This window comes from Flavobacterium ajazii (assembly GCF_010614725.1).
Lineage (GTDB): Bacteria > Bacteroidota > Bacteroidia > Flavobacteriales > Flavobacteriaceae > Flavobacterium > Flavobacterium ajazii.
The window spans coordinates 183147-205290 of sequence record NZ_JAAEHL010000003.1 but is presented as its reverse complement, the minus strand read 5'-3'; the positions used below and the strand labels follow the sequence as shown (position 1 = coordinate 205290).

General features: G+C 33.7%; 21 protein-coding genes. 7 read left to right on the top strand and 14 right to left on the bottom strand.

Features of this window, described 5'->3' with window-relative positions; all coding sequences use genetic code 11:
- Positions 1–20: 20 nt before the first annotated feature.
- Positions 21–455, bottom strand: coding sequence for a DUF4268 domain-containing protein (locus tag GWR14_RS06290; RefSeq protein WP_163408185.1), 435 nt, complete (start codon positions 453–455; stop codon positions 21–23).
- A gap of 94 nt (positions 456–549) precedes the next feature.
- On the opposite strand from GWR14_RS06290, the gene GWR14_RS06285 reads away from it, so the two are divergent.
- The gene (locus GWR14_RS06285) at positions 550–1200 is read left to right on the top strand and encodes an NUDIX hydrolase (protein ID WP_163408184.1); all 651 of its coding nucleotides are present in this window, start codon (positions 550–552) and stop codon (positions 1198–1200) included.
- 126 nt (positions 1201–1326) lie between these two features.
- Positions 1327–2157: a lysophospholipid acyltransferase family protein gene (locus GWR14_RS06280; RefSeq protein ID WP_163408183.1), complete on the top strand. Its 831-nt coding sequence runs from the start codon at positions 1327–1329 to the stop codon at positions 2155–2157.
- 33 nt (positions 2158–2190) lie between these two features.
- Here GWR14_RS06280 and GWR14_RS06275 read toward each other — a convergent pair whose 3' ends face one another.
- The 3 genes from GWR14_RS06275 to GWR14_RS06265 all read right to left on the bottom strand — a co-directional run bounded on the left by GWR14_RS06275 (position 2191) and on the right by GWR14_RS06265 (position 4482).
- Positions 2191–2823 (bottom strand): hypothetical protein, encoded by a 633-nt coding sequence (locus tag GWR14_RS06275; RefSeq protein WP_163408182.1) that lies wholly within the window; start codon positions 2821–2823, stop codon positions 2191–2193.
- Between the two features lie 9 nt (positions 2824–2832).
- Positions 2833–3327 (bottom strand): RNA polymerase sigma factor, encoded by a 495-nt coding sequence (locus GWR14_RS06270; protein ID WP_163408181.1) that lies wholly within the window; start codon positions 3325–3327, stop codon positions 2833–2835.
- Positions 3328–3420: 93 nt separating this feature from the next.
- The gene (locus tag GWR14_RS06265) at positions 3421–4482 is read right to left on the bottom strand and encodes a DUF3810 domain-containing protein (RefSeq protein ID WP_163408180.1); all 1062 of its coding nucleotides are present in this window, start codon (positions 4480–4482) and stop codon (positions 3421–3423) included.
- Positions 4483–4658: 176 nt separating this feature from the next.
- Here GWR14_RS06265 and GWR14_RS06260 point away from each other — a divergent pair, with 176 nt between their 5' ends.
- Positions 4659–6119 carry an aminoacyl-histidine dipeptidase gene (locus GWR14_RS06260; protein WP_163408179.1) on the top strand — a complete coding sequence of 487 codons (1461 nt, stop codon included), beginning with the start codon at positions 4659–4661 and terminating at the stop codon, positions 6117–6119.
- 56 nt (positions 6120–6175) lie between these two features.
- On the opposite strand, the gene GWR14_RS06255 is transcribed toward GWR14_RS06260, so the two are convergent.
- The 5 genes from GWR14_RS06255 to GWR14_RS06235 all read right to left on the bottom strand — a co-directional run bounded on the left by GWR14_RS06255 (position 6176) and on the right by GWR14_RS06235 (position 11702).
- Positions 6176–7450, bottom strand: coding sequence for a porin (locus GWR14_RS06255; protein ID WP_163408178.1), 1275 nt, complete (start codon positions 7448–7450; stop codon positions 6176–6178).
- A gap of 275 nt (positions 7451–7725) precedes the next feature.
- A complete protein-coding gene (locus GWR14_RS06250) occupies positions 7726–8499 on the bottom strand; it encodes a carboxypeptidase-like regulatory domain-containing protein (RefSeq protein ID WP_163408177.1) in 774 nt (257 codons plus the stop codon).
- 173 nt (positions 8500–8672) lie between these two features.
- Positions 8673–10559 (bottom strand): DEAD/DEAH box helicase, encoded by a 1887-nt coding sequence (locus GWR14_RS06245; protein WP_163408176.1) that lies wholly within the window; start codon positions 10557–10559, stop codon positions 8673–8675.
- Positions 10560–10753: 194 nt separating this feature from the next.
- Positions 10754–11332: a non-canonical purine NTP diphosphatase gene (locus GWR14_RS06240; RefSeq protein WP_163408175.1), complete on the bottom strand. Its 579-nt coding sequence runs from the start codon at positions 11330–11332 to the stop codon at positions 10754–10756.
- Positions 11298–11702: a ribosomal maturation YjgA family protein gene (locus GWR14_RS06235; RefSeq protein ID WP_246236292.1), complete on the bottom strand. Its 405-nt coding sequence runs from the start codon at positions 11700–11702 to the stop codon at positions 11298–11300. The genes GWR14_RS06240 and GWR14_RS06235 overlap by 35 nt, the downstream gene beginning before the upstream one ends.
- Positions 11703–11855: 153 nt before the next feature.
- On the opposite strand from GWR14_RS06235, the gene GWR14_RS06230 reads away from it, so the two are divergent.
- Positions 11856–12305, top strand: coding sequence for a YhcH/YjgK/YiaL family protein (locus GWR14_RS06230; protein WP_163408174.1), 450 nt, complete (start codon positions 11856–11858; stop codon positions 12303–12305).
- A gap of 17 nt (positions 12306–12322) precedes the next feature.
- Positions 12323–12727, top strand: a complete 405-nt coding sequence (locus GWR14_RS06225) for a hypothetical protein (RefSeq protein ID WP_163408173.1) — start codon at positions 12323–12325, stop codon at positions 12725–12727.
- Between the two features lie 49 nt (positions 12728–12776).
- Here the strand turns inward: GWR14_RS06225 and GWR14_RS06220 are convergent, their stop codons facing one another.
- A complete protein-coding gene (locus GWR14_RS06220) occupies positions 12777–14291 on the bottom strand; it encodes an FMN-binding glutamate synthase family protein (protein WP_163408172.1) in 1515 nt (504 codons plus the stop codon).
- A 33-nt stretch (positions 14292–14324) separates the two neighbouring features.
- Positions 14325–15098, bottom strand: a complete 774-nt coding sequence (locus GWR14_RS06215) for an NYN domain-containing protein (RefSeq protein ID WP_163408171.1) — start codon at positions 15096–15098, stop codon at positions 14325–14327.
- Between the two features lie 284 nt (positions 15099–15382).
- On the opposite strand from GWR14_RS06215, the gene GWR14_RS06210 reads away from it, so the two are divergent.
- On the top strand, positions 15383–16642 hold the full coding sequence (locus GWR14_RS06210; RefSeq protein ID WP_163408170.1) for an aminotransferase class I/II-fold pyridoxal phosphate-dependent enzyme: 1260 nt from the start codon (positions 15383–15385) through the stop codon (positions 16640–16642).
- A gap of 111 nt (positions 16643–16753) precedes the next feature.
- Positions 16754–17233, top strand: a complete 480-nt coding sequence (locus GWR14_RS06205; RefSeq protein WP_163408169.1) for a hypothetical protein — start codon at positions 16754–16756, stop codon at positions 17231–17233.
- Positions 17234–17304: 71 nt separating this feature from the next.
- On the opposite strand, the gene GWR14_RS06200 is transcribed toward GWR14_RS06205, so the two are convergent.
- From GWR14_RS06200 to GWR14_RS06190, 3 genes are all read right to left on the bottom strand, one after another.
- The gene (locus tag GWR14_RS06200) at positions 17305–18519 is read right to left on the bottom strand and encodes an RsmB/NOP family class I SAM-dependent RNA methyltransferase (RefSeq protein ID WP_163408168.1); all 1215 of its coding nucleotides are present in this window, start codon (positions 18517–18519) and stop codon (positions 17305–17307) included.
- 137 nt (positions 18520–18656) lie between these two features.
- Complete coding sequence (locus tag GWR14_RS06195; protein WP_163408167.1) at positions 18657–20621, bottom strand: KUP/HAK/KT family potassium transporter; 1965 nt, start codon at positions 20619–20621, stop codon at positions 18657–18659.
- 130 nt (positions 20622–20751) lie between these two features.
- A complete protein-coding gene (locus GWR14_RS06190; protein WP_163408166.1) occupies positions 20752–22077 on the bottom strand; it encodes a hypothetical protein in 1326 nt (441 codons plus the stop codon).
- Positions 22078–22144: the final 67 nt, after the last annotated feature.

Below are 22144 nucleotides of genomic sequence, written 5' to 3'. Positions count from 1 at the left end.
TTTCTCAGAAACTTAGAAAGTTACTCAATGTCTTTGATAAATTCATCATATTCCAGATAGAACATTTCAAGGGAATGCATTTTTTCATTGAAGAAATCAAAAATGATATCCCAGGTATTTCGGTTGCTGAAGCCAACGCCAGACTTTTCAACCCAAATTCTGCTGATGGTTTTGCCACTTTCTAAAGTATAGTTTTTTTCGAAAACCAAATCTTTAATGAATTCTTCTTCCAGAATATTTTTTAAAGCCTCAATTTTTTCAAAATAGGCATTTCGTTTTTCGTCACTTCTGTGTTCAATATCTATTAAAACCTGTGCTTTTTTATTGTCTACATAAAATTTAAAAGAAAAGTCTTTGATTTTGGTATTATATAAAACCCATTTACGCGGATATTTTTCGGCGAAAGCTACCCAAAATTCTCTTTTTATTTTTTGTGATTCTTCTCTGCTGTACATTTTCTGGATTTGATTTTAGAAAACTTGTGCAAGCGCGTTTTCTGGACTATATTTATATTTTATTTGTTTGAAAGTACAAAAGTAAACTTTGATTATGGATTTTCAAGATTTTTTACAACATCTTCCTAATATAATTCCGGCTGAACTTCCTGCCGAAAAGGCACATGTAAAAATGGCTCCTTTGGAACGTGTTCAGCTAATGAAGAATCTTGATTTATCAACAAAGAATCCCAGAATTGCAGCCGTAATGATGTTGTTGTATCCCAAAAATGAAAAAGCACATTTGATTTTAATTGTTCGAAATGCTTATAATGGTGTCCACTCATCCCAGATTGCTTTTCCAGGCGGAAAATATGAGGCTTCTGATGCCGATTTTAGTGAAACTGCTTTGCGTGAAACCTATGAAGAGATTGGTGTTTCATCTGAAAAAATTGAAATTATAAAGCAATTTACTCCAATGTATATTCCACCCAGCAATTTTTTGGTGCATCCTTTTTTGGGAATTTCTTCTCAGGAACTTTCGTTTTATCCGGATATAAGAGAAGTTGCGGATATTATAGAACTCCCGCTGTCTGTTTTTTTGAACGATGAAATTATAATTGAGGCTACATTATCAACTTCTTATGCAGATAATATTTCAGTTCCCGCGTTTAATATCCAGAATCATATGGTTTGGGGGGCAACCGCCATGATATTAAGTGAATTAAGGGAAGTTTTGAAAAATGCCTTTGACGGAAAGATTTAAAAACGTAAATTTAATGATTTGATATTCATTATAATACCTGTTTCTTTTTGAAATTGTCTATAGTAATTGCCAAAAAAATAATTTTTGTATGTTTGCGACTTAACAAAAACAACATAATTCACTACTATGGGATTGTTTAAACGAAATCCTTTTGGACATATATTATTCATCAAAAAATGGCTGATCCGTATTTTGGGGGCCATGACGCACAAACGTTACAGAGGTTTCAATGATTTAAAAATTGAAGGTTCGGAGATAATTAAAACATTGCCGGATACGAATGTGTTGTTTATATCTAACCATCAGACTTATTTTGCAGATGTGGTGGCTATGTTTCATGTTTTTAATGCAAGTTTAAGCGGTCGTCAGGATACTATTAAAAATATTGGTTATTTATGGCAGCCCAAACTGAATATTTATTATGTTGGTGCCAAAGAAACAATGCAGGCCGGTTTGCTGCCAAGAATTTTAGCATATGTTGGCGCAATTACAGTCGAAAGAACCTGGAGGGCAAAGGGTGTTGATATTACAGAAAAACGACAAGTTAATCCCAATGATACTGAAAACATCAAAATTGCACTTAATGATGGTTGGGTAATTACATTTCCACAGGGGACAACAAAATCCTTTAAGCCTGTCCGAAAAGGAACTGCGCATATAATCAAACAGCATAAACCAATTGTAATACCTATTGTTATTGACGGTTTTCGTCGTTCTTTTGACAAAAAAGGATTGCGGGTGAAAAAGAAAAATATTCTGCAGTCATTCATTATCAAAGAACCTCTTGAGATTGATTATGAAAATGATACTATTGAAGAAATTGTAGAAAAAGTAGAATATGCAATAGAACAACATCCATCATTTTTAAAAGTTATTCCAGCTGAAGAGTTAAAAGCACAGGAAGAACTTAATGAAATGAGAAGATGGAGTTATAAAGGCCCGGAAAGCGAAAATTAGATTTTAAACAATTATTATAAATTAAATAAATCATTAAAAATCAATTTTCTTCAGCTCTTTATAATTAGCATATAAGCGACGTAACAAAGTTCCGTACAACAATCTGTAAATGCACCAAAACATTCCGAAGAATCCTAATATTATCATAAATAAAATTCCAATAGAAAATAGCATCGCTTTACCATTAAGGGCTAATTTTTCTCTTATGAGTTCCATTTCAGGATTGTAAACGTAACCAATAAAAAAGCTAAATATTGACGAAACGACTATCATTCCTAAGTTGTACCAAACATAATATTGCACAGTTTTACGGGTTTTGAGAATACTGCTCATTAGTAATTTGGTAGATACCGTTGTTGAAATTGTTTTGTAATTTTTATAGAAAAAGTAAATAAAAACCAGAATTACAGCATAATTAAAGTACATCAAAACTTCCATATAAAGTATAATTTCCGGATGATTCATTTTTTTTAGAATATCATCAATATTCGAAAAATAGTTGGAAGCAGTCCAAAATAGTACTTCCAGGATACTGATAATCAAAATCCATTTTACAGTTGAAGATGATTTTTTATGAATCATTTTATAGATTTCCTTTTCAGAAATTTGTTCAAAAGAATCCGAGTTCTTTTTCCAGTCTTTTTTTAATAAATCCAGTTCTTTCATGGTGGTATTTTAAGGATTTAGTATTTTTTTAAGTTTCCCTTTAATTCTGTTCATTTTCACGCGTGCATTCACTTCACTGATGCCTAAAGTTTCGGCTATTTCCTGATAATCTTTGTCTTCGAGATACATAAAAACTAAGGCTTTTTCGATATCATTGAGCTGATAAACGGCTTTATACATCAATTTAATCTGTTCTTCCTCTTCATAATTATAATCAACATCTTTAGCGAAATGCTGATGACTTTCATATGTTACAGTTGATACGGTTCGTTTGGTTTTTCGATATAAAGTAATAGCAGTATTTAAGGCGACACGATAAGCCCAGGTCGAAAATTTGCTCTCGCCTCTAAATTTTGGATACGCTTTCCAGAGCTGAATAGTAATTTCCTGAAACAAGTCTTTATGAGCGTCTTCGCCATCAGTATACAATCTACAAATCTTGTGGATTATATTCTGATTTGCCTGCAGCTGCGCAACAAATGATTGTTCTAAGTTTTCGCTCATGAAATATTAGTAGTTGTGAAATTTATTTTGTTACAGTTGAGTTTTGTTTTTTTGCATTAAAAGTAAAAGTATTTGTTCTTTAGTTGTGTTAAATTATAATTCCCTGGTTTTATAATAATTCACCATTAAATCGATAAACTTGCTGTAGCTTTCCATTCCGTCTTTTTGATTATTTGTTTTTAAGAAATTGTCATAAAGAAAATGAAAACCTTCGTCAATAAAAGTGTCGTATTTTTTCCAGAAATCATGGCTTTCCTTATAATTTTTTAGAATTCCTGTGTGAGTTTGTTTTTTTAACTGTTCGAAAATTTTCTCGTTTTTAAATTGCCAGATTCCAAGGCAATAACGCAGAGCAAAACTGTACCCGGAATACTTATAGTATAAATTTTCATTTTTTACTGTTGCCAGGACACCAATAAAATTACATTCGCTTTCGCTCGCAAATCCTATTTGATGTGCCATTTCATGTGAGCTTGTTATCGGAAAATTATACATTGGAAGCAAATCGTTTACCTGAGCTTCATTGGTAAACGGATTCAGGTAACCTCCAAATCCCATATAAGTCAGAGGGATACTGAATAAAGATTTTTTAACGCTTAAGGTTTTATATTTAAAATAAGGGTATTCTTTAGCCAGATTATCATATCCGTTTAGATTCATTTGAAAAACTTCTTTCTGTGAATAAGGGAAAACAATTTTAATACTGTCATTTTTTGTGATTTTAAAGTGAATTTCATTTGTTTTGACAATCAGCCGTTTTGTAAAAGCCAAAAGCTCAGCGTCGGTATATTCTCTTTTGATTTCCATTTTCTGAAAAAGAGGTTCACGGTAATAATTGAAAGCCCAAAGCAGATGAAAGAAAAAGTAAAAAACAGCTATTTTGCCGGTAATTTTTAAAAGATGGTCCTTCCATTCTGATTTCCATGTTTTTCTGATTTTCCAAAACCAGCGGATTATAGAAATGATTAAAATTGCATAAATACAGTCACCGACAGAAAACGGAATTTTGCCTAAAAGTGTTCTTGAAAAGTGTGAAATTCGGATATAAAAATTATTACTGTAAAAGCCTTCAACAAAATCCGGAAAGTACGGCAGGATTTTTAAAAAGATGATCTGGGCAAGAAGAAATAAAGGTAAAATGTATTTTGATTTCACAGTGTAATGTTTAGATACGTAAATATAAATACAATATTATTATTAAAAAAGATTGTATTTACAAGGTTTAGGTTTGAGGATTTAAAATAGTACTAATTAGTGCAATTCGTGGCGGAAAGAAAATATAAACTTTGTAACTTTGAAGCTGTTAATTGTTAAACATCAAACAAAATATAATGAGTCAGGAAATAAGAAATCTGGAGCCAAAAGCGCTGTGGAATAAATTTGCAGATTTAAACGCTGTCCCGCGTCCGTCAAAAAAGGAAGAGCGTGTAATTGAGTTCATGAAAAATTTCGGAAATAGTTTAGGTTTAGAAACTTTTGAAGATGAAATCAGAAACGTAATCATCAGGAAACCCGCGACTCCGGGAATGGAAAACCGTAAGCCAATCGTAATGCAGGGACATCTTGATATGGTTCATCAAAAAAATGCTGATACCGTTTTTGATTTTGATACACAAGGGATCGATATGTATGTAGATGGTGACTGGGTACGTGCAAGAGGGACAACTCTTGGAGCAGATAATGGGTTAGGAGTAGCGACAATTATGGCAATTCTGGAAAGCAAAGATATTTTGCATCCTGCAATTGAGGCTTTGTTTACGATTGATGAAGAAACCGGAATGACCGGGGCTTTAAATTTGAAAGGCGGTATTTTGCAAGGTCAGATTTTATTGAATCTGGATACTGAAGAAGATGACGAAATTGATATTGGATGTGCCGGTGGAATTGATGTAACGGCAACAAGAACTTATCATGATGAAGAAGTTCCGGAAGCTTCTGTAGGTTATACCATTACAGTAAAAGGGTTAAATGGCGGACATTCAGGAATGGATATTCATAAAGGATTAGGTAATGCTAACAAAATTATGAATCGTTTGTTATTTGATGCTTTTGAAAACTTCGGATTGCAGATTGCTGAAATTAACGGTGGAAGTTTGCGAAATGCGATTCCGAGAGAAAGTGTTGCAAAAGTGATTATTTCTGAAATGTTTGATGAAGCCTATGTTTTTGATATGCAGGAAATTATCAACGATATTAAAGCTGAATATAAAACGACTGAGCCTAATTTATCTATCGAAATTGTAAAAAGTGATTTACCTGATAAAGTAATGGATTTAGGAGTTCAGGAAGGAATTATCAGAGCTATTTATGCTGCTCATAACGGAGTTTACAGAATGAGTGCTGATATGGCTGATTTAGTTGAAACTTCCAATAATATTGCCCGTGTTGTTATTAAAGACGGAGAAATTTTGGTAGGTTGCCTAACGCGTTCTTCAGTTGAATCATCCAAATTTGATCTGGCAAATTCTTTACGTTCTGCTTTTGAGTTAGTAGGTTGTGAAGTGGAACTTTCAGGATCTTATCCGGGCTGGACACCAAATGTAAATTCTGAAATATTAGAAGTTTTAAAAGATATTTACGAAAAACAAAATGGCGAAAAACCAAAAGTGGTTGCTTGTCACGCAGGTTTAGAATGTGGGATTTTAGGAACTAATTATCCTGATATGGATATGATTTCTTTCGGACCAACAATTCATGGTGCACATTCTCCAGATGAAAGAGCAAGTATTTCATCTGCTCAGAAATACTGGAAATTTGTATTGGAAATATTAGAAAATATTCCAGTTAAATAATATTTCTTATAGCAGTTTTCATTCGGAATTGACCGATTGAAAACTGCTATTATTTTTTAATAAATCCACTGAATTCTAAATTGCAGACTGTTGGTAACTCCGATAACGTCGTTTTTGTCTAAGTTTCCAACTCCATAAATAAGTCCGGTTTTCCAATAGTTGGTTGCCCACCAATTTAGTCCTAAAGAATAATGATTGTTTATGCCTCCATGAACATCTCTGGTTTCTAAATCATTTGAGCCTACACGGCCAATAATTTCCCAGGCACCATATTTTCCTGTTGGTTTAATTCTTCTTGCATAAGCAGCTTTTTGGTCATAAGGACGTTGTTCTCCGCTAAAAATATAACTTCCCGTTACATAATAACCGCTAAACTGCTGCATGCCTAAATCGTAAGTGGGCGTCCAGTTGTGTACGTATTCCATTAACACAGAAAAATTGTCTAAGCTCCATAATTGTTCTAAACTAAGATTAAATTGATGAGGTGCATTTAGGTTTCCTGTGTCAACATAATAACTCGATATATTGGATTCGTTTTTACCTTTTAATCGTACAATATTATTTTTTACATCTACATAGCGCAAGCCAATTGCCATATGCATAAATTCTTTGCCATCATTATTCCATTTTGGAAGTCCGGTTATTCTGGCGGTGTATGTTACGTCACTGTTTGAAAAGCTTTTGTCACTTGTTGGCCAGCTACTGTATGCACCTGCAGAAGCAGATATTCTGTTATTTAGGAAAAAGTGGCGATAGATAACACCATTATTTCGGCTATTAAAAAAAGGATTTAAAATTCTTTCAAAGTGAGGTAAATTGGCGGCATCTCCAACCATTTCGTAGATAAAGGTTTCCTTGATTTTTCCAACGATTACATCGCTGTTTTTGGTTATCGGAATGACAAATTTCAAATCTGTTATTCCAATTTGGTCTGCATCTTCTGGTCGGTCAAATCCTTTGTATTCGACACTAATTAAGTATTGCCATGGATTTTTAAAATTTATTTTGCCACTTACCATAACTCTGGCACTTCTAATATCAAATCTGCTTTCTTGTGTACCAACCTGGTTTTTACTATCTTGGTTTTGAAAATTAGCGTTGTAATCTAAAATCGGAGCGAATCCTAGTTTGGCAGTAAACCATTTGTTCTTGGTTCTTGACCATTTCATTCCTTTGTGAGAAGCATCAGGAATAAAATAACTTTTTGTAGTGTCTGCCAGAATTTGAGTTTGGGAGTCATCAACTAAATCGGTGTGTTGAGAAAAACTTTTGCTGTTTATTAAAAAGAAAAGCAATAAAAATACAATTTTGAAAACGTAATTCTTTTTCATAATCCGTTTTTTTAAAATAGTTATTGGATTTTTAACTGGCTGTATTTTAAATTTTTATAAGGATTTTAACTCAAAGATAATGCTTTTCTGTTGTAATGATTAAAATGTTTGGTTTAAAGTTTTTATTGTGAATTTTAATTTGGCAGGGATTCTGTATTTAAACCTTTTTTCTGTCCTCAGGTTTTCTACAATTGTTATTTTTTTTGGGATGATAATAATAAAAAAACCTCAAATTTTAAGGATTTGAGGTTTTTAATATTTTGTTTTCAAGTGAATTAATTTCGTTTAAGTACTTTATATTGCTCATAACAAGCGCTAATGGCATCCATAATCTGCAAATCATTTGCTTCCTGAATAAAAGCTTCCGAATAATTACAGCGTTCCAAAATTTGCGGAATTTCATCTTTACTGATTCCTAAGAGTACAGATACAGTTTCGCGGTCATACTTTGATTCCAATAAATTCCTTACAGTGTCATCTTTCCTCATTTCCTTGAGTTTCTTGAGCTCTCTTCCATTTTTTCCAAAGAAATTATAAAGCATATCTGCGGGGTTAAAAATAGATCCTAAAACCTTTCCAAAAGCATTTGGAGAATATTCACCTGCTTCATAACCTTGCGTAAGTCCTGAAATACTGTAACGGTAATTTTCTTTAGTTGGAATTAATTTTGAATCCACTTCAAGATAACCGGTTAAATTAAAAGGGGCAATTACAACCTCTTCAAGAGCGATTGCTTTTTCTGTAAGCTGAATTCTTGTAACCTTGTTTTTTATCCAGTCATTTGTAACCCTGATTCTTAGGGATTGAAAACCTAAAATAGAGAAGTGAAGTGTATCGTTAGGCTGTACATCTATTTCAAAATATCCTTTTGCATCAGACATGGCACCACGTACTTTGTTGGTGTTGATAACATTTACATTAGGGATTGGTTCTTTACTATTGTCGTTATAAATGTAACCGGAAACCCTTTGAGGAACCGTAGATCCCGTTTCTTGTGCGAAACTGATGCCTGACAAAAGTGTAAAAAAGAAAATTGCGAAATATTTCATATCCTGATTTAAAGCACTAAAAGTAGTAAATCGGGATTAAATATTTCGCAGTATCTGAATATAATTATCAGAAAATTAACAAAGACAGAAGAAGGATTCTTAGATATAAGAAAAAATCCCAAATTCCAGGTATAATTGGAATTTGGGATTAAATATTTTAAGAAATTAAATTATTAATCTCTTCTTGGTCTTCTTGGTCTTGATGAATCACCAAAGCTTTCAGAACGTCTTGGAGCTCTTTCTGAACCTCCTTCGTTTCTTCTAAAACCTCCTTCTCTTGAAGAACTTCTTTCGTTTCTAAAACCTCCACCTGAACCTTCACGTCTTGGAGCTGAGTTTCTGTCACTTCTAAAACCTCCTTCACGTCTTGGAGCAAAGTTTCCATCTCTTCTTCCTGCATCACGTCTTCCTCCGCGGTTGTTGTGGTCACGTCTTCCTCCACCGTCATTTTTAGAAATTTCAACATTAATACGACGACCTTCTAACTGTGTATTGTTTAAGATGTCCATTACTTTATCAGTATGTTCAGGATCAGTGTTGAAGAAAGAGAAACCTTCTTTTACATCTACTTTGAAAACGTCATCACGACCTAAGTCTAATGTTTCTTTAAGGTAGTCCTTCAATGTCATCCAGTCAAAATTGTCTCTTGAACCAATGTTTACAAAATAACGAACAGCTCCGTTATTATTGAATTCTCTTGGTTCAGAATCACCTCTTTCGCGTCTTTCATTAGAAGACTGAACAGAAATATCTCTGTTCTTTTTATAGTAAGTAATGAAACGGTTAAATTCTACTGAAACCATTTTCTTAATCAACTCTTCTTTAGATAAATCTTCAAGAACATTGTTGATTGCTGGCAAGTAGTTGTCAATTTCGTGATCAACTTCAGTATCTTTAATTTTGTTTGCTAAGTGCAATAATTGAATTTCGCAAATTTCGATTCCGGATGGAATAGATTTTTCTTCGAATTTTTGTTTGATGATTCTCTCGATAGAAGAAATCTTACGCAATTCACTTTTAGTTACAATAACAATAGAAGTTCCTAATTTTCCAGCTCTACCAGTACGTCCGGAACGGTGGTTGTAAGTTTCAATTTCATCAGGTAATTGATAGTTAACAACATGCGTTACGTTATCAACGTCAATACCACGCGCAGCAACGTCAGTAGCAACAAGCATCTGAATTTGTCTTCCACGGAACGATTTCATAACGCCATCACGCTGTGCCTGAGATAAATCTCCGTGTAACGCAGCGGCGCTATATCCGTCTTCGATTAATTTTTCGGCAATAGCCTGAGTATCTCTCTTTGTACGACAGAAAACTACTGAGAAAATGTCCGGATTAGCATCGGCTAATCTTTTTAATGCTTCGTAACGGTCACGTGCATTTACTAAGTAAAATTCGTGAGATACAGTAGAAGAACCTGAGTTTTTGGTTCCAACTGTAATTTCTAATGGTTCACTCATGAATTGTTTTGCAATTCTGGCAACCTCCTGTGGCATAGTTGCAGAGAACAACCATGTGCTTTTTTCGTCTGGAGTATCTGATAAAATAGATACAATATCATCATAAAATCCCATGTTTAACATCTCGTCGGCCTCATCAAGAACACAGTAATCTATGTTTTTAATATTAACCAAACCTCTGTTAATCATGTCTTGCATTCTCCCCGGAGTAGCCACAATAATTTGTGCTCCTCTCTTTATTTCTCTTGCCTGCTCTGTAATACTAGCTCCTCCGTAAACTGCTACCACATTAATACCTTTTTCGTATTTTGAGTAGTTTTTAAGTTCGTTGGTAATCTGTAAACAAAGCTCCCTTGTTGGCGATAAAACTAATGCCTGTGTATTTCTGTTGTCAGCATCAATTTTTTGGATTAGCGGAAAACCGAAAGCTGCCGTTTTCCCCGTCCCTGTCTGAGCCAACGCAACCATATCTGTATCTTTTTCCAATAATAGGGGAATCGCTTTCTCCTGTACTTCCGACGGATTCTCAAATCCTAGATCTAAAATCGCCTTCAGTAACGATTCATTCAATCCTAATTGTTCAAATTTATTCATATGTATTTTTAAAATAGGGTGCAAAATTACTGTTAATATTTCAGATAAACTAATGCATTTTTAAGAATTATGTATTTGTTATGATTTGATAATCAAAAAGTTATGTTTATTATAAAATCGATTTGCCGAATAAATGAATAATTTTACGTCTGAGAATATCAATTTTACTCCTTAAAATGTTGTATTTTAAACAATTATTTGATGGAATTCAGAAAATCAATTAGTTGCTGAATTGCTTTTGCACGATGACTGATTTTGTTTTTTACTTCTGAAGTTAGTTCTGCAAAAGTCTCCGTATAATTTTCAGGCTGAAAAACCGGATCGTATCCAAAACCATGATTTCCAGTTTTATCGAAAATAATATTTCCTTTGGCAATTCCGGTAAACAAATGCTGAGAACCATTTAGATTTAATGCAATAACGGTTTTAAACTGGGCGCTTCTGTCAGTTTCGTCTTTTAAGGCTTCTAAAAGTTTGTTCATATTGTCGTTAGAATCTTTTTGTTCCCCGGCATACCTTGCAGAGTAAACGCCCGGCTCTCCGTTTAAAGCAGTAACTTCTAAGCCTGTATCATCTGCAAAACAATCGTAACCGTATTTTTCAGTTACATAATTGGCTTTTAGAATAGCATTTCCCTCAATAGTATCTGCCGTTTCAGGAATTTCTTCGTGACAGCCAATTTCTTCAAGGCTTAAAATTTGTATAGAGCCGTTTAAAATGCTCTGGATTTCTTTGATTTTATTTTTGTTGTTTGATGCGAAAACGAGTTTCATAAGTGCAGTTTTTTAAAATAATTTTTTCAGTGATAATGGTAAAAGCAATGCCAAAAGTATAAGCAACAAGATCTGTCCATAAAAAACCTTGTCCCAAAACATATCTTCCAAAAAGTGTTTTTCGAAGAGTAATAATCCATTCTGCCTGATAAAGCTGAAAGAATTCAATACTGTAACAGATGAGTAATGAAAGGATTGCAGTTTGAATTGGTTTGTGTTTGATCAGAAAAAATCTTATCAAAACATATATCATAACCGCATAGAGAAAATCTCCAAACAATAAAGGAATAAAATCAATTTTTCGTGAAATAATTCCAAGAAAAATAACAATAATCAATGATATGAAATAATAGATTCTCTGAATTTTCAAAGGGAATATTTGCTTGTTTTAAAGAAAATTAATGATAAACAAAGTTACAAAGAAGTTATAACCGATTTACTAAAACATACAATTTATAGAGATTGAAATAAATTAAGTCTTATTTTTACAATAAAAAACTCAACTCAAATTAACATTAGAATTATGATTATAGATTCATTAGAGAATGCAGCGAAATACGAAGTTTTGCATCCATCTTTCAAAAAAGCTTTTGATTATTTACGAAATAATGATGTACAGAATCTTCCTGCCGATTTTAAGCATGAAACTGAAGGAGTGAAGTTTTTCGGGTTTAAGGGAAAAGGAAAAACAGTTGAAGAAAGTTTAACGACTTTTGAATGTCATGACAAAAATATCGATATTCAGTTTTGTATTAGTGAAATTGAAACTTTTGCATGGAAACCGAGAGCAAACTGTAAAATCCCAAACGGAGGTTATAATGATGAAAAGGATGTACGTTTTTTTAGCGACACTCCGGATATGTTTTTTCAGCTAAAAGAAAATCAGTTTGTAATTCTTTTTCCGGAAGATGTACATGCTCCAATGATTACAGAGGGAATGCTTAATAAGATTGTAATAAAAGTTGAAATATAGTATCAAAACCAAAAGATATGATGAACAAAATATCAAAAATCATCTTTACTCTTTTTGTTGTAATGTTGCTGATCAGCTGTAAAAATACAAAGCAAAAATTACAGGAATATGTTGTTGCTTATAATACTGAAGCAGCAAATTTCAAAGCAGATGATGTTACGCTTACTACGGCCAGAGGTTATATTAATGATGGTAAAATTGAATTGAGATTCGAAACAGATTTAGAACAGAACGAATCAAATAAGAAGAAGGCAGAAGAAAGTTTTCCGCTTTTGCTGAAGGAAATGCTGAACAAAAATCAAATTCCTAAAGAATTAATAGAAGAAGGTGTAGTATTTCATGTTTATTTTTTAGCTGATGACAATACGGTTTTTGTCAAGGAAGTCATTAATAAAGAAGAAATGAATAAACTTCTGAAATGATTTTAAAAAAGAAGGCCTCTTTGCTAATTTCAAAGAGGCCTTTATTTTTTTAGTTTCGTTTGGTAACATTGGTTAAGTTATCCGGGAAATACAATTCTGAAAGATTGGTAAATTCATCACCTCTCATGAATATATTAATGTCGACATCTGCAAAAGAAGTTTTTCCGGCTGCAGCCAAAAGTTCGTTTGCGGCATGAAGCGTGTTTTTATGAAAATGATACACACGTTCTGATTTATCTGTAACCACCAAACCTTTCATCAGCATTTTGTTTTGAGTTGCTACTCCGGTCGGACATTCGTTATTATGACAACGTAACGCCTGAATACACCCCAGTGAAAACATAAAACCTCGGGCGCTGTTACACATATCTGCACCTAAGGCTATGGCATGTAGAATAGAATATCCTGAAATGATTTTTCCGCTTCCTATAATGCGTATTTTATCACGAATATTTAATCCAATCAAAGTTTTATTTACAAAAATTAAAGCCGGTTCAAAAGGCATTCCGACACCATCAGCAAATTCTAACGGTGCGGCTCCGGTTCCACCTTCGGCACCGTCAACCGTAATAAAATCGGGATAAATATCTTCAGCGATCATTTCATGGCAGATAGCTTCAAATTCGGCTGTGTTTCCAATACACAATTTGAATCCGATTGGTTTTCCGTTTGACAAATCGCGAAGTTGTTTAATGAAATGAATCAGACCTTTTACATCAGAAAAAGCAGTATGTCCGGGAGGTGAAAGAATCATAGTATGTGGCTCAACACCTCTAATTTTAGCAATCTGTTCCGTATTTTTTCGAGCTGGAAGAACACCTCCATGACCTGGTTTTGCTCCTTGTGAAAGTTTGATTTCAATCATTTTTACATTAGGAAGATTGGCTTTTTCTGAGAATTTTTCAGGACTAAAATTTCCTTCAGCATTCCGGCATCCAAAATATCCTGTACCAATCTGCCAGGTTATATCACCTCCGCCGGCTAAATGAAATTCGGTCAAACCGCCTTCCCCGGTATTTTGATAAAATTTTCCTTTTTGTGCACCAATATTGATAGCACGTACTGCATGTTCGCTTAAAGAACCAAAACTCATGGCAGATACATTAAATAAAGAAGCCGAATAAGGTTGTTTGCAGTCTTTTCCGCCAACTAAAACACGGGGAAGTTCTTCATTGACTTTTGCAGGAAAAATAGAATGTTTGATTCCTTCATAACTTTCTGTGTTTAAGTTTTGCTGGGTTCCAAAAGGAGTACTGGAATCAATATTTTTGGCTCTTTGGTATACTAATGAGCGCTGATTTCTGGAGAAAGGTTTTCCGTCGGTTGATCTTTCGATAAAATACTGTTGAATTTCAGGTGCAATCATTTCGAATAAATACCTGAAATACCCCAAAACAGGAAAGTTTCTTAAAATAGCATGTTTTTTCTGAACCGAGTTAAAAATTCCGATAACCAATAAGAAGGGAAGGATAATCAATAATAAAAAGCCAAGTTTGAAATAATAATAAATGGCAGCAACAATTAGAAACAATAAGAAGCCGTAGATAAAGAATTTTTTTCTCATGTTTATAAAACTTTAAAAATGTAATAATTTGAATTAATTGAATCGCAATCGGACGTAAACGTGTTTAATACCTTTTTTATCTGATTCTCTTTCGTCTATTTCCAGAATATCGGTTAACGATTTCAGCATTGGTGTGAGCTTAGAAAAACCATAATTTCGTGGGTCAAACTCGGGTTTTTTCTTCACAATTAAGTTTCCAACATCACCAAGAAATGCCCAGCCGTCATCATCTTCAATATCTTCAATTGTGGCTTCAATCAAATCAATAGTTGAAGGGTCTATTTTGTGTAATGCCTTTGCAGTAGGTTTTTCTACCGGTTTTTTGGTATCGGCAGCTTTTGGTTTTTTCTTCTGAGTGGCACCATCCAGTACTTCAATATAAATGAATCGGTCGCAGGCAACGATAAAGGAATTTGGTGTTTTCTTTTCTCCAATACCAATTACTTTCATGCCCGATTCACGAAGGCGTACAGCAAGACGTGTAAAATCACTATCACTTGAAACGATACAAAATCCATCTAGTTTTCCTGAATAAAGCAAATCCATAGCATCAATAATCAGAGCTGAATCTGAGGAATTTTTTCCAACCGTATAACTATATTGCTGAATAGGTGTTATGGCATGTTCCAGTAAAACGCTTTTCCAGCCGTTTGAATTTGGTTTTGTCCAGTCGGCATAGATTCTTTTTGTAGTAGGAGTTCCAAGCTTTGCGATTTCTTCCATCATGCCTTTTACATTGCTGTAAGGAACGTTATCAGCGTCAATGAGTACGGCCAGTTTCAGGTCTTTAGTATTGGTTAAAGCCATTTATATCAGGTGTTAAAGATTTTTATATAGAGGTTTTTAAAATTAGTAAAAAATACACAAGTTAGATGAGTTTTATTAGAATTTATAACAACTTTAAATTGGAGTTTTCTCAAAATGAAATTAAAAATTACGAAGAATTTTACTTCAAGTTGAAGATTTTGGTTTAAAAGTTTACAAAAGAGGGGGTTTGGTTTTGAATCATAGTTTAAATTATTATGATACCATAGAATAAATATTTATTTTTGCTCGCTGATTAAATTAAAATTATTACTACGCTATATATTATGGTAAAAGATTTATTCGAAAGAATTCAGGACAATAAAGGACCTTTAGGGAAATGGGCTTCTCAGGCAGAGGGTTATTTTGTATTTCCAAAATTGGAAGGTGAGTTAGGTCCGAGAATGAAATTTCAAGGAAAAGATATTCTAAACTGGAGTTTGAATGATTATTTAGGGTTAGCAAATCATCCGGAAGTACGTAAAGCCGATACAGATGCAGCTATTGCTTATGGTGCAGCTGCGCCAATGGGAGCCAGAATGATGTCTGGTCATACCACATATCACGAACAATTAGAGAATGAACTGGCTGCTTTTGTAATGAAAGAATCGGCTTATCTATTGAATTTTGGTTATCAGGGAATGGTATCAATTATTGATGCTTTGGTTACCAGAAATGATGTTATTGTGTATGATGTAGATGGGCATGCCTGTATTATTGACGGGGTTCGTTTGCATAGCGGAAAACGTTTTACATACAAGCACAATGACATTGAAAGTATGGAAAAAAACCTGCAGCGTGCTACGAAAATAGCAGCAGAAACAGGTGGTGGAATTTTATTCATCACTGAAGGTGTTTTTGGAATGCGTGGTCAGCAGGGAAAATTGAAAGAAATTGTTGAAATGAAAAAGAAATACAATTTCCGTTTACTTGTTGATGACGCTCACGGTTTTGGAACACTTGGAAAAACAGGTGCAGGAGCAGGAGAGGAGCAAGGTTGTCAGGACGGAATTGATGTTTACTTTTCTACTTTTGCCAAGTCGATGGCTAATATTGGAGCTTTTGTAGCAGCTGATAAAGATGTTATAGATTATTTAAAATACAATCTGCGTTCACAAATGTTTGCTAAAGCATTACCAATGATTCAGACAATTGGTTCTTTGAAAAGACTGGAACTGTTGCGTCAATCATCTGAAATAAAAGACAAGCTTTGGGTGAATGTAAATGCATTGCAAAATGGATTGAAAGAAAAAGGATTCAATATTGGTGATACTAATACTTGTATTACTCCTGTTTACTTAGAAGGAAGTATTCCGGAAGCAATGGTAATGGTAAACGATTTAAGAGAAAATTACGGTATTTTCCTTTCTATCGTTGTATATCCGGTTATTCCAAAAGGAATTATATTGTTAAGAATGATTCCTACTGCTTCTCATACTTTAGCTGATATCGAAGAAACATTAACAGCTTTTGAAGCTATCCGTGAAAAATTAACTAACGGAACTTATAAAGAAATTGCAGAGCGTACTACAGTAGACGTTTCGTAATAATATACATAGATTCCTATGTGGGAATTATATAAAAGAATCCATTCGTTATGCGAATGGATTTTTTTTATTTAAATTAATTTTAGGATACTAATCAATAAAAATTGAATTATGAAAAAAGTATCAGCAATAGTAATTATAATGGCAGGTTTTTTTATTTCCTGTAAAAAAGAGACAACACTGCCACCACCACAAATAACTCCAAATCCTCCAAAAGAAGCTGAGATTGTAGAGCCTGCAGGAGATCAGTGCTATATGTGGAATATAAAAGGAAGCGTTATTGAAATGAGTTTTAATGTAAACTCTCATCAGGAAGTTAACGGAAAACTAAGTTATAATATAGTAGGAAAAGATAAAAACGAAGGGACTTTAATCGGAAACATTTACGGGGATACTCTTATAGCCGATTATACCTTTAATTCTGAAGGGGCTTCATCAATTCGTGAAGTAGCATTTCTGCAAAAAGATGGAACCTATATTGAAGGTTACGGGGATGTTGTAGAAGCTAATGGAAAAGTAAGTTTTAAAGACAGAAAAAAACTAAAATTTGATGTAAAAAATACATTGACTAAAGTAGAATGTAAACAATAAAGACTTGTTTTAAAAATTCCTGGTTCCAGTTGTAAAACTGGAACCAGGAATTTTTAAATATAGGTCCATATTTATTTTTTACGCTCCAACAAAGCCATATAAAAGCCGTCAAAACCTGAATCTGAAGCTAGTAATTTTCGGTCTTCAATAAAAGTAAATTGTTTTCCGATTTCAGTTTTCAGGAACTTCTCTACTTGCTCCTGATTTTCAGAAGGCAATACAGAACATGTCGCGTAAACTAATTTTCCGCCTGGTTTAACGATTTTAGAATAACTTTCTAAAACCTCAGACTGAACTTTACGGATGTTATCTATAAATTCTGGCTGTAATTTCCATTTAGAATCAGGATTTCTTTTTAATACTCCCAATCCGCTGCAAGGTGCATCAATTAAAACACGATCTGCTTTTTCATGAAGCTTTTTGATCACTTTTGTAGTGTCAATAATGCGATATTCAATATTAAAAACGCCGTTTCTTTTAGCTCTTAATTTTAATTGTTTCAGTTTGCTTTCATACAAATCCATTGCTATTAATTGTCCTTTGTTTTCCATTAAAGAAGCAATATGTAATGTTTTTCCTCCAGCACCGGCACAGGTGTCAACAACACGCATTCCCGGCTTAACATCAAGAAAACCGGCAACCAATTGTGAGTTCGCATCCTGAACCTCAAAAAGTCCTTCTTTGAAAGCATCTGTCAAAAATACATTTGCTCTTTCTTTTAAAACCAAAGCTTCGGGCTGATCTTTTAAATATTCTGTTTCAATATTTAAATCCATCAATGTATTTCTAAGGCTTTCTTTGGTTCCTTTGAGCGTATTCGTTCTTAAAATAACTTTAGCAGGCTGATTTTGGGCTGCGATTTCTTTTGCCCAGACTTTTTCGCCTAATTCTTTCACTCCTAATTCATCCATCCAGTCAGGAATAGATTCTTTTAAGGCTCTTGTTTTGGAGAGCTCGTCAAAACGACCTTTTATTTTTCTTTCAGGAGTACCTTCCAGTTGTCTCCAATCTGGGATTGGGTATCCTCTTAAAACTGCCCAAACTGCAAACATTCTCCATAAATTATCTCTGTCGTAAGGTTCTTTCACTTCGGCAATTTCAGCATATAATCGTTTCCAGCGAACAATCTCGTATATCGTTTCAGCAACAAACTTCCTGTCGGAACTTCCCCAACGCTTGTCTTTTTTTAAGGCTCTGGCTACCACTTTATCTGCATATTCTCCTTCATTGAAAATTGCATTTAAAGAATCAATGGTAGTATAAACTAAATTTCTGTGTAATCTCATTTTAATTATTTGAGTTGCAAAGGTACTATTAATTGATTGAAAGTTAAATTTTAAATTTTGATTGTTATTTTAGATAAAAAAAGAAAAAACACTCTGATATATAAAAAGAGTGTTTTTGAATTTATTTTTGAAACGGTTTATTTTATAATTCTCGTTAAACCTATATTCTCCGGAGCATGAAGTACCATTGGGAATTTCTCTATTTTAACTGAACTGCTGTCTAATCCAAAAGCGCTTTCTTCAGACAAGCTTAATTTTTTAATTAAGAAATAGGAGTTCATGATTATCTTCTCATGCCATAATAAATCAGAGTCATTAGATAAGAATTTTTCAGACAATACGAATTTAAAATCTCCAACAATATTGTTTTTATTTAATGATTCATAACGGCTGGTAATATCAACTTCTCCATTTTTTACCATGTCACGGATAACTTCCCTAAACATCAAATTGATTTTGGTTGGTTCTCTAAATCCTAAATTGAAATCAATTCTGTAAATATCGTCTTTAGCAATTTCGGTTACCTTATATTGTGTTTTATAAGGTTCAGTTAGAATATTTACGTGTACAAACCAATAGATATCGGCTCTTTTTGGACGCTTTTGCAAGATTGAATAGATTACTTTTTGCTCTAGTTCATCTATACGGTTAGCATTAGTCATATAAACTAAATGAGTGGCGTATTTTGGAATTGATAAATCTTCGCTCAATTCCATTAATACTTTCTTATAATCGTCAATTTTGACGATTTGAGTATAGCTTTTATTAATTTTCTTAGCTAAAAACCATATGGTCATTACTGAAATCAGCATTATTGCAATGATTAAAGTTACATAACCTCCTTCGGCAAATTTGGTGATATTAGCCAGTAAAAAACAACCTTCTATTACAAGATAAATTGTAATTAAGGGAACCATAAAGTACAATTTTACTCTTTTCATGATCAGGTAATAATTTAGCAAAATGGTGGTCATAATCATACATAATACAATAGCCAGACCATAGGCATGTTCCATATTACTTGATTCTTCGAAGTGCAGAACGATTCCGACACAGCCAAAAAATAACAGCCAGTTAATGGACGGAATGTACAATTGTCCTTTTACTTCAGTAGGATATTTGATGCGTACTTTTGGCCAGAAATTTAATCGCATAGCTTCATTTATCAAAGTAAATGAGCCACTGATAAGTGCCTGAGATGCAATTACAGCTGCAAGCGTCGCTACTATAATTCCGAATGGAAGAAACCAGTGTGGCATAATTAAGTAAAATGGATTGCCGTTTTGGCCTCCTAATTGCTGTAAAGTACTTCCTTCATGATGTGTTAGATAAGCTGCCTGACCAAAGTAGTTCAGAACCAAAGTCAGTTTAACAAAAATCCAGCTGATTCTGATGTTTTTTCTTCCACAGTGTCCCATATCTGAGTACAATGCTTCTGCTCCTGTGGTACATAGAAATACAAAACCTAAAACAAAAAAACCATCAGGATGAATAGACAATAATTTGTAGGCATAATAAGGGTTAATCGCTTTTACAACTTCAGGATGCTCCAAAATTTGAATAACCCCTAAAGTTCCCAACATTGCAAACCAGATAAGCATCATTGGTGCAAAAAATTTACCAACGAGTTTGGTCCCAAATTGTTGAATGGTGAATAAAACAAATAAAATTCCGATAACAATTGGAATAGTATTGATTTCAGGATAATACGTTTTTATCCCTTCTACTGCAGATGAAACCGAAATTGGCGGTGTTATAATTCCATCGGCCAACAAGGCACTTCCTCCAATTATGGCCGGTACAATGAGCCATTTTATTTTTGTTTTCTTTACCAGTGCATATAAAGCAAAAATCCCTCCTTCTCCATGATTATCAGCGCTTAAGGTAATAAGTACATATTTAATAGTCGTTTGAAGTGTCAGGGTCCAGAAAACACAGGAAATACCTCCTAAAACAATATCAGCATCAATTGTATGTTCACCAAGAATAGCCTTCATTACATACAATGGAGAAGTCCCAATATCTCCATAAATAATTCCTAATGTGATTAATAAACCTCCAATAGACAACTTACTGTGTAAGTTTTTATGCGCTGCGCTCATGTTATTTTTATAAAAGACGGTTGCAAATTTACTGTTTTAAAATAAATTAGTGTCAATTATAATTAAAAAGAACAAAAAAAAACACAATCGTTAGATTGTGCTCTTTTTGACTTAAAACTTCGTTTTTAAATTATCCTCTTCTTCCTCCACCTCTTGATTCTGAAGTATTTTCTCTTTGTGAATTTCCTCCGCCTCTTGATTCCTGATTTGCTCTCGGAGACTCAGAACGCTGTGAAGCTTGCGGTCTCGCTGATCTGTTTTCAGAAGCTGATCTGCTTTGAGCATAACTTCTTGAAGATTCTGCTCTCGGGCTTGAAACTGATCTGTTTTCAGAGTTTCCTCTTGAAGAATTCATTCTGCTTTCATTAGAATTTCTTCCTGATTCATTTCTTGAAGTATTTTCTACTCTTACAGGATTGTTTACAGTTGCAGAATTATCTCTTCCTGAAGCTATTCTGTTTGAATTGTAATTCCTGTTAGAGATGTTTCTGTTGTCATTCGAATTTCCTCTGGATTCATACCTTGGGGTGTTTTCAACTCTTACAGGATTATCATTTCTGCCTGAAGCAGCTCTGTTTGAATTGTAACTTCTGTCAGATATATTTCGGTTATCGTTATAAACTCTGTTTGAAGTCCTGCTTTCATTATAAACTCTTCCGGAATTCGATCTGTTGTTACTATAAACATTCTGATTTCTGTTATAATCTCTGCTTGCTACACGTCTTTGATCCAATTCATATCGGTTATTAATATTTGCGTGTCTCTGTGAAAAACTATAATTAGGATGTTGTCTTTCGTAACCATAGCAACGTCTTGTTTCATATATCACAGGAGCTCTGTAACTTCTTCTGTAATTTACATAATTGTAACGATTGTTTACATTGATACAAATATTGATGTTACTTCTATATCTGTAAATCGGAAAAGGCCTCCAGGCTACATAATACGTTGGGTAGAAATTCCATGTCCATGTAGAGCAATAAGGGCGATAATTGGTTACCCAAAACGACGTATAGATAACAGGTGTCACATTGTAAACGGGTTCATAAATATAATTAGCCCCATACAAATAACTGTTTCCTACGACCTGAACGCTTACTTTGTTATAATTATCTCTTTCGACATCTATCGTTGCAATATCCTGATAGACATCTCGATCCAAAACAGACTGAATAACAACAACGTGAGTTCTGTCTTCAACCGTTTCGATAACTCGTAAATAATCAACCTGATCATCATTGTTCAAATCAAGATTTGAAATTTGATATTTTGGATCATTTAATCTTCTTTCAAAATCCTGTAGATTGGCTGACTCTCCAAAAATTGAAGCAACTGCTCTTAAATCTAAATTATCACTTATATCCGAATTTTTTGCGTAAACAGTAGTTTGGTTTTGCGCCTGAAGCGAACTAAAACCTAATGTCAAAAGCCCTATCAAAAATAGTCTGGTTTTCATGGCAAATTATTATTAAAATTAATTATTGTAGAATATCCAATTACTGTGCCAGAAAAAAAACATAACA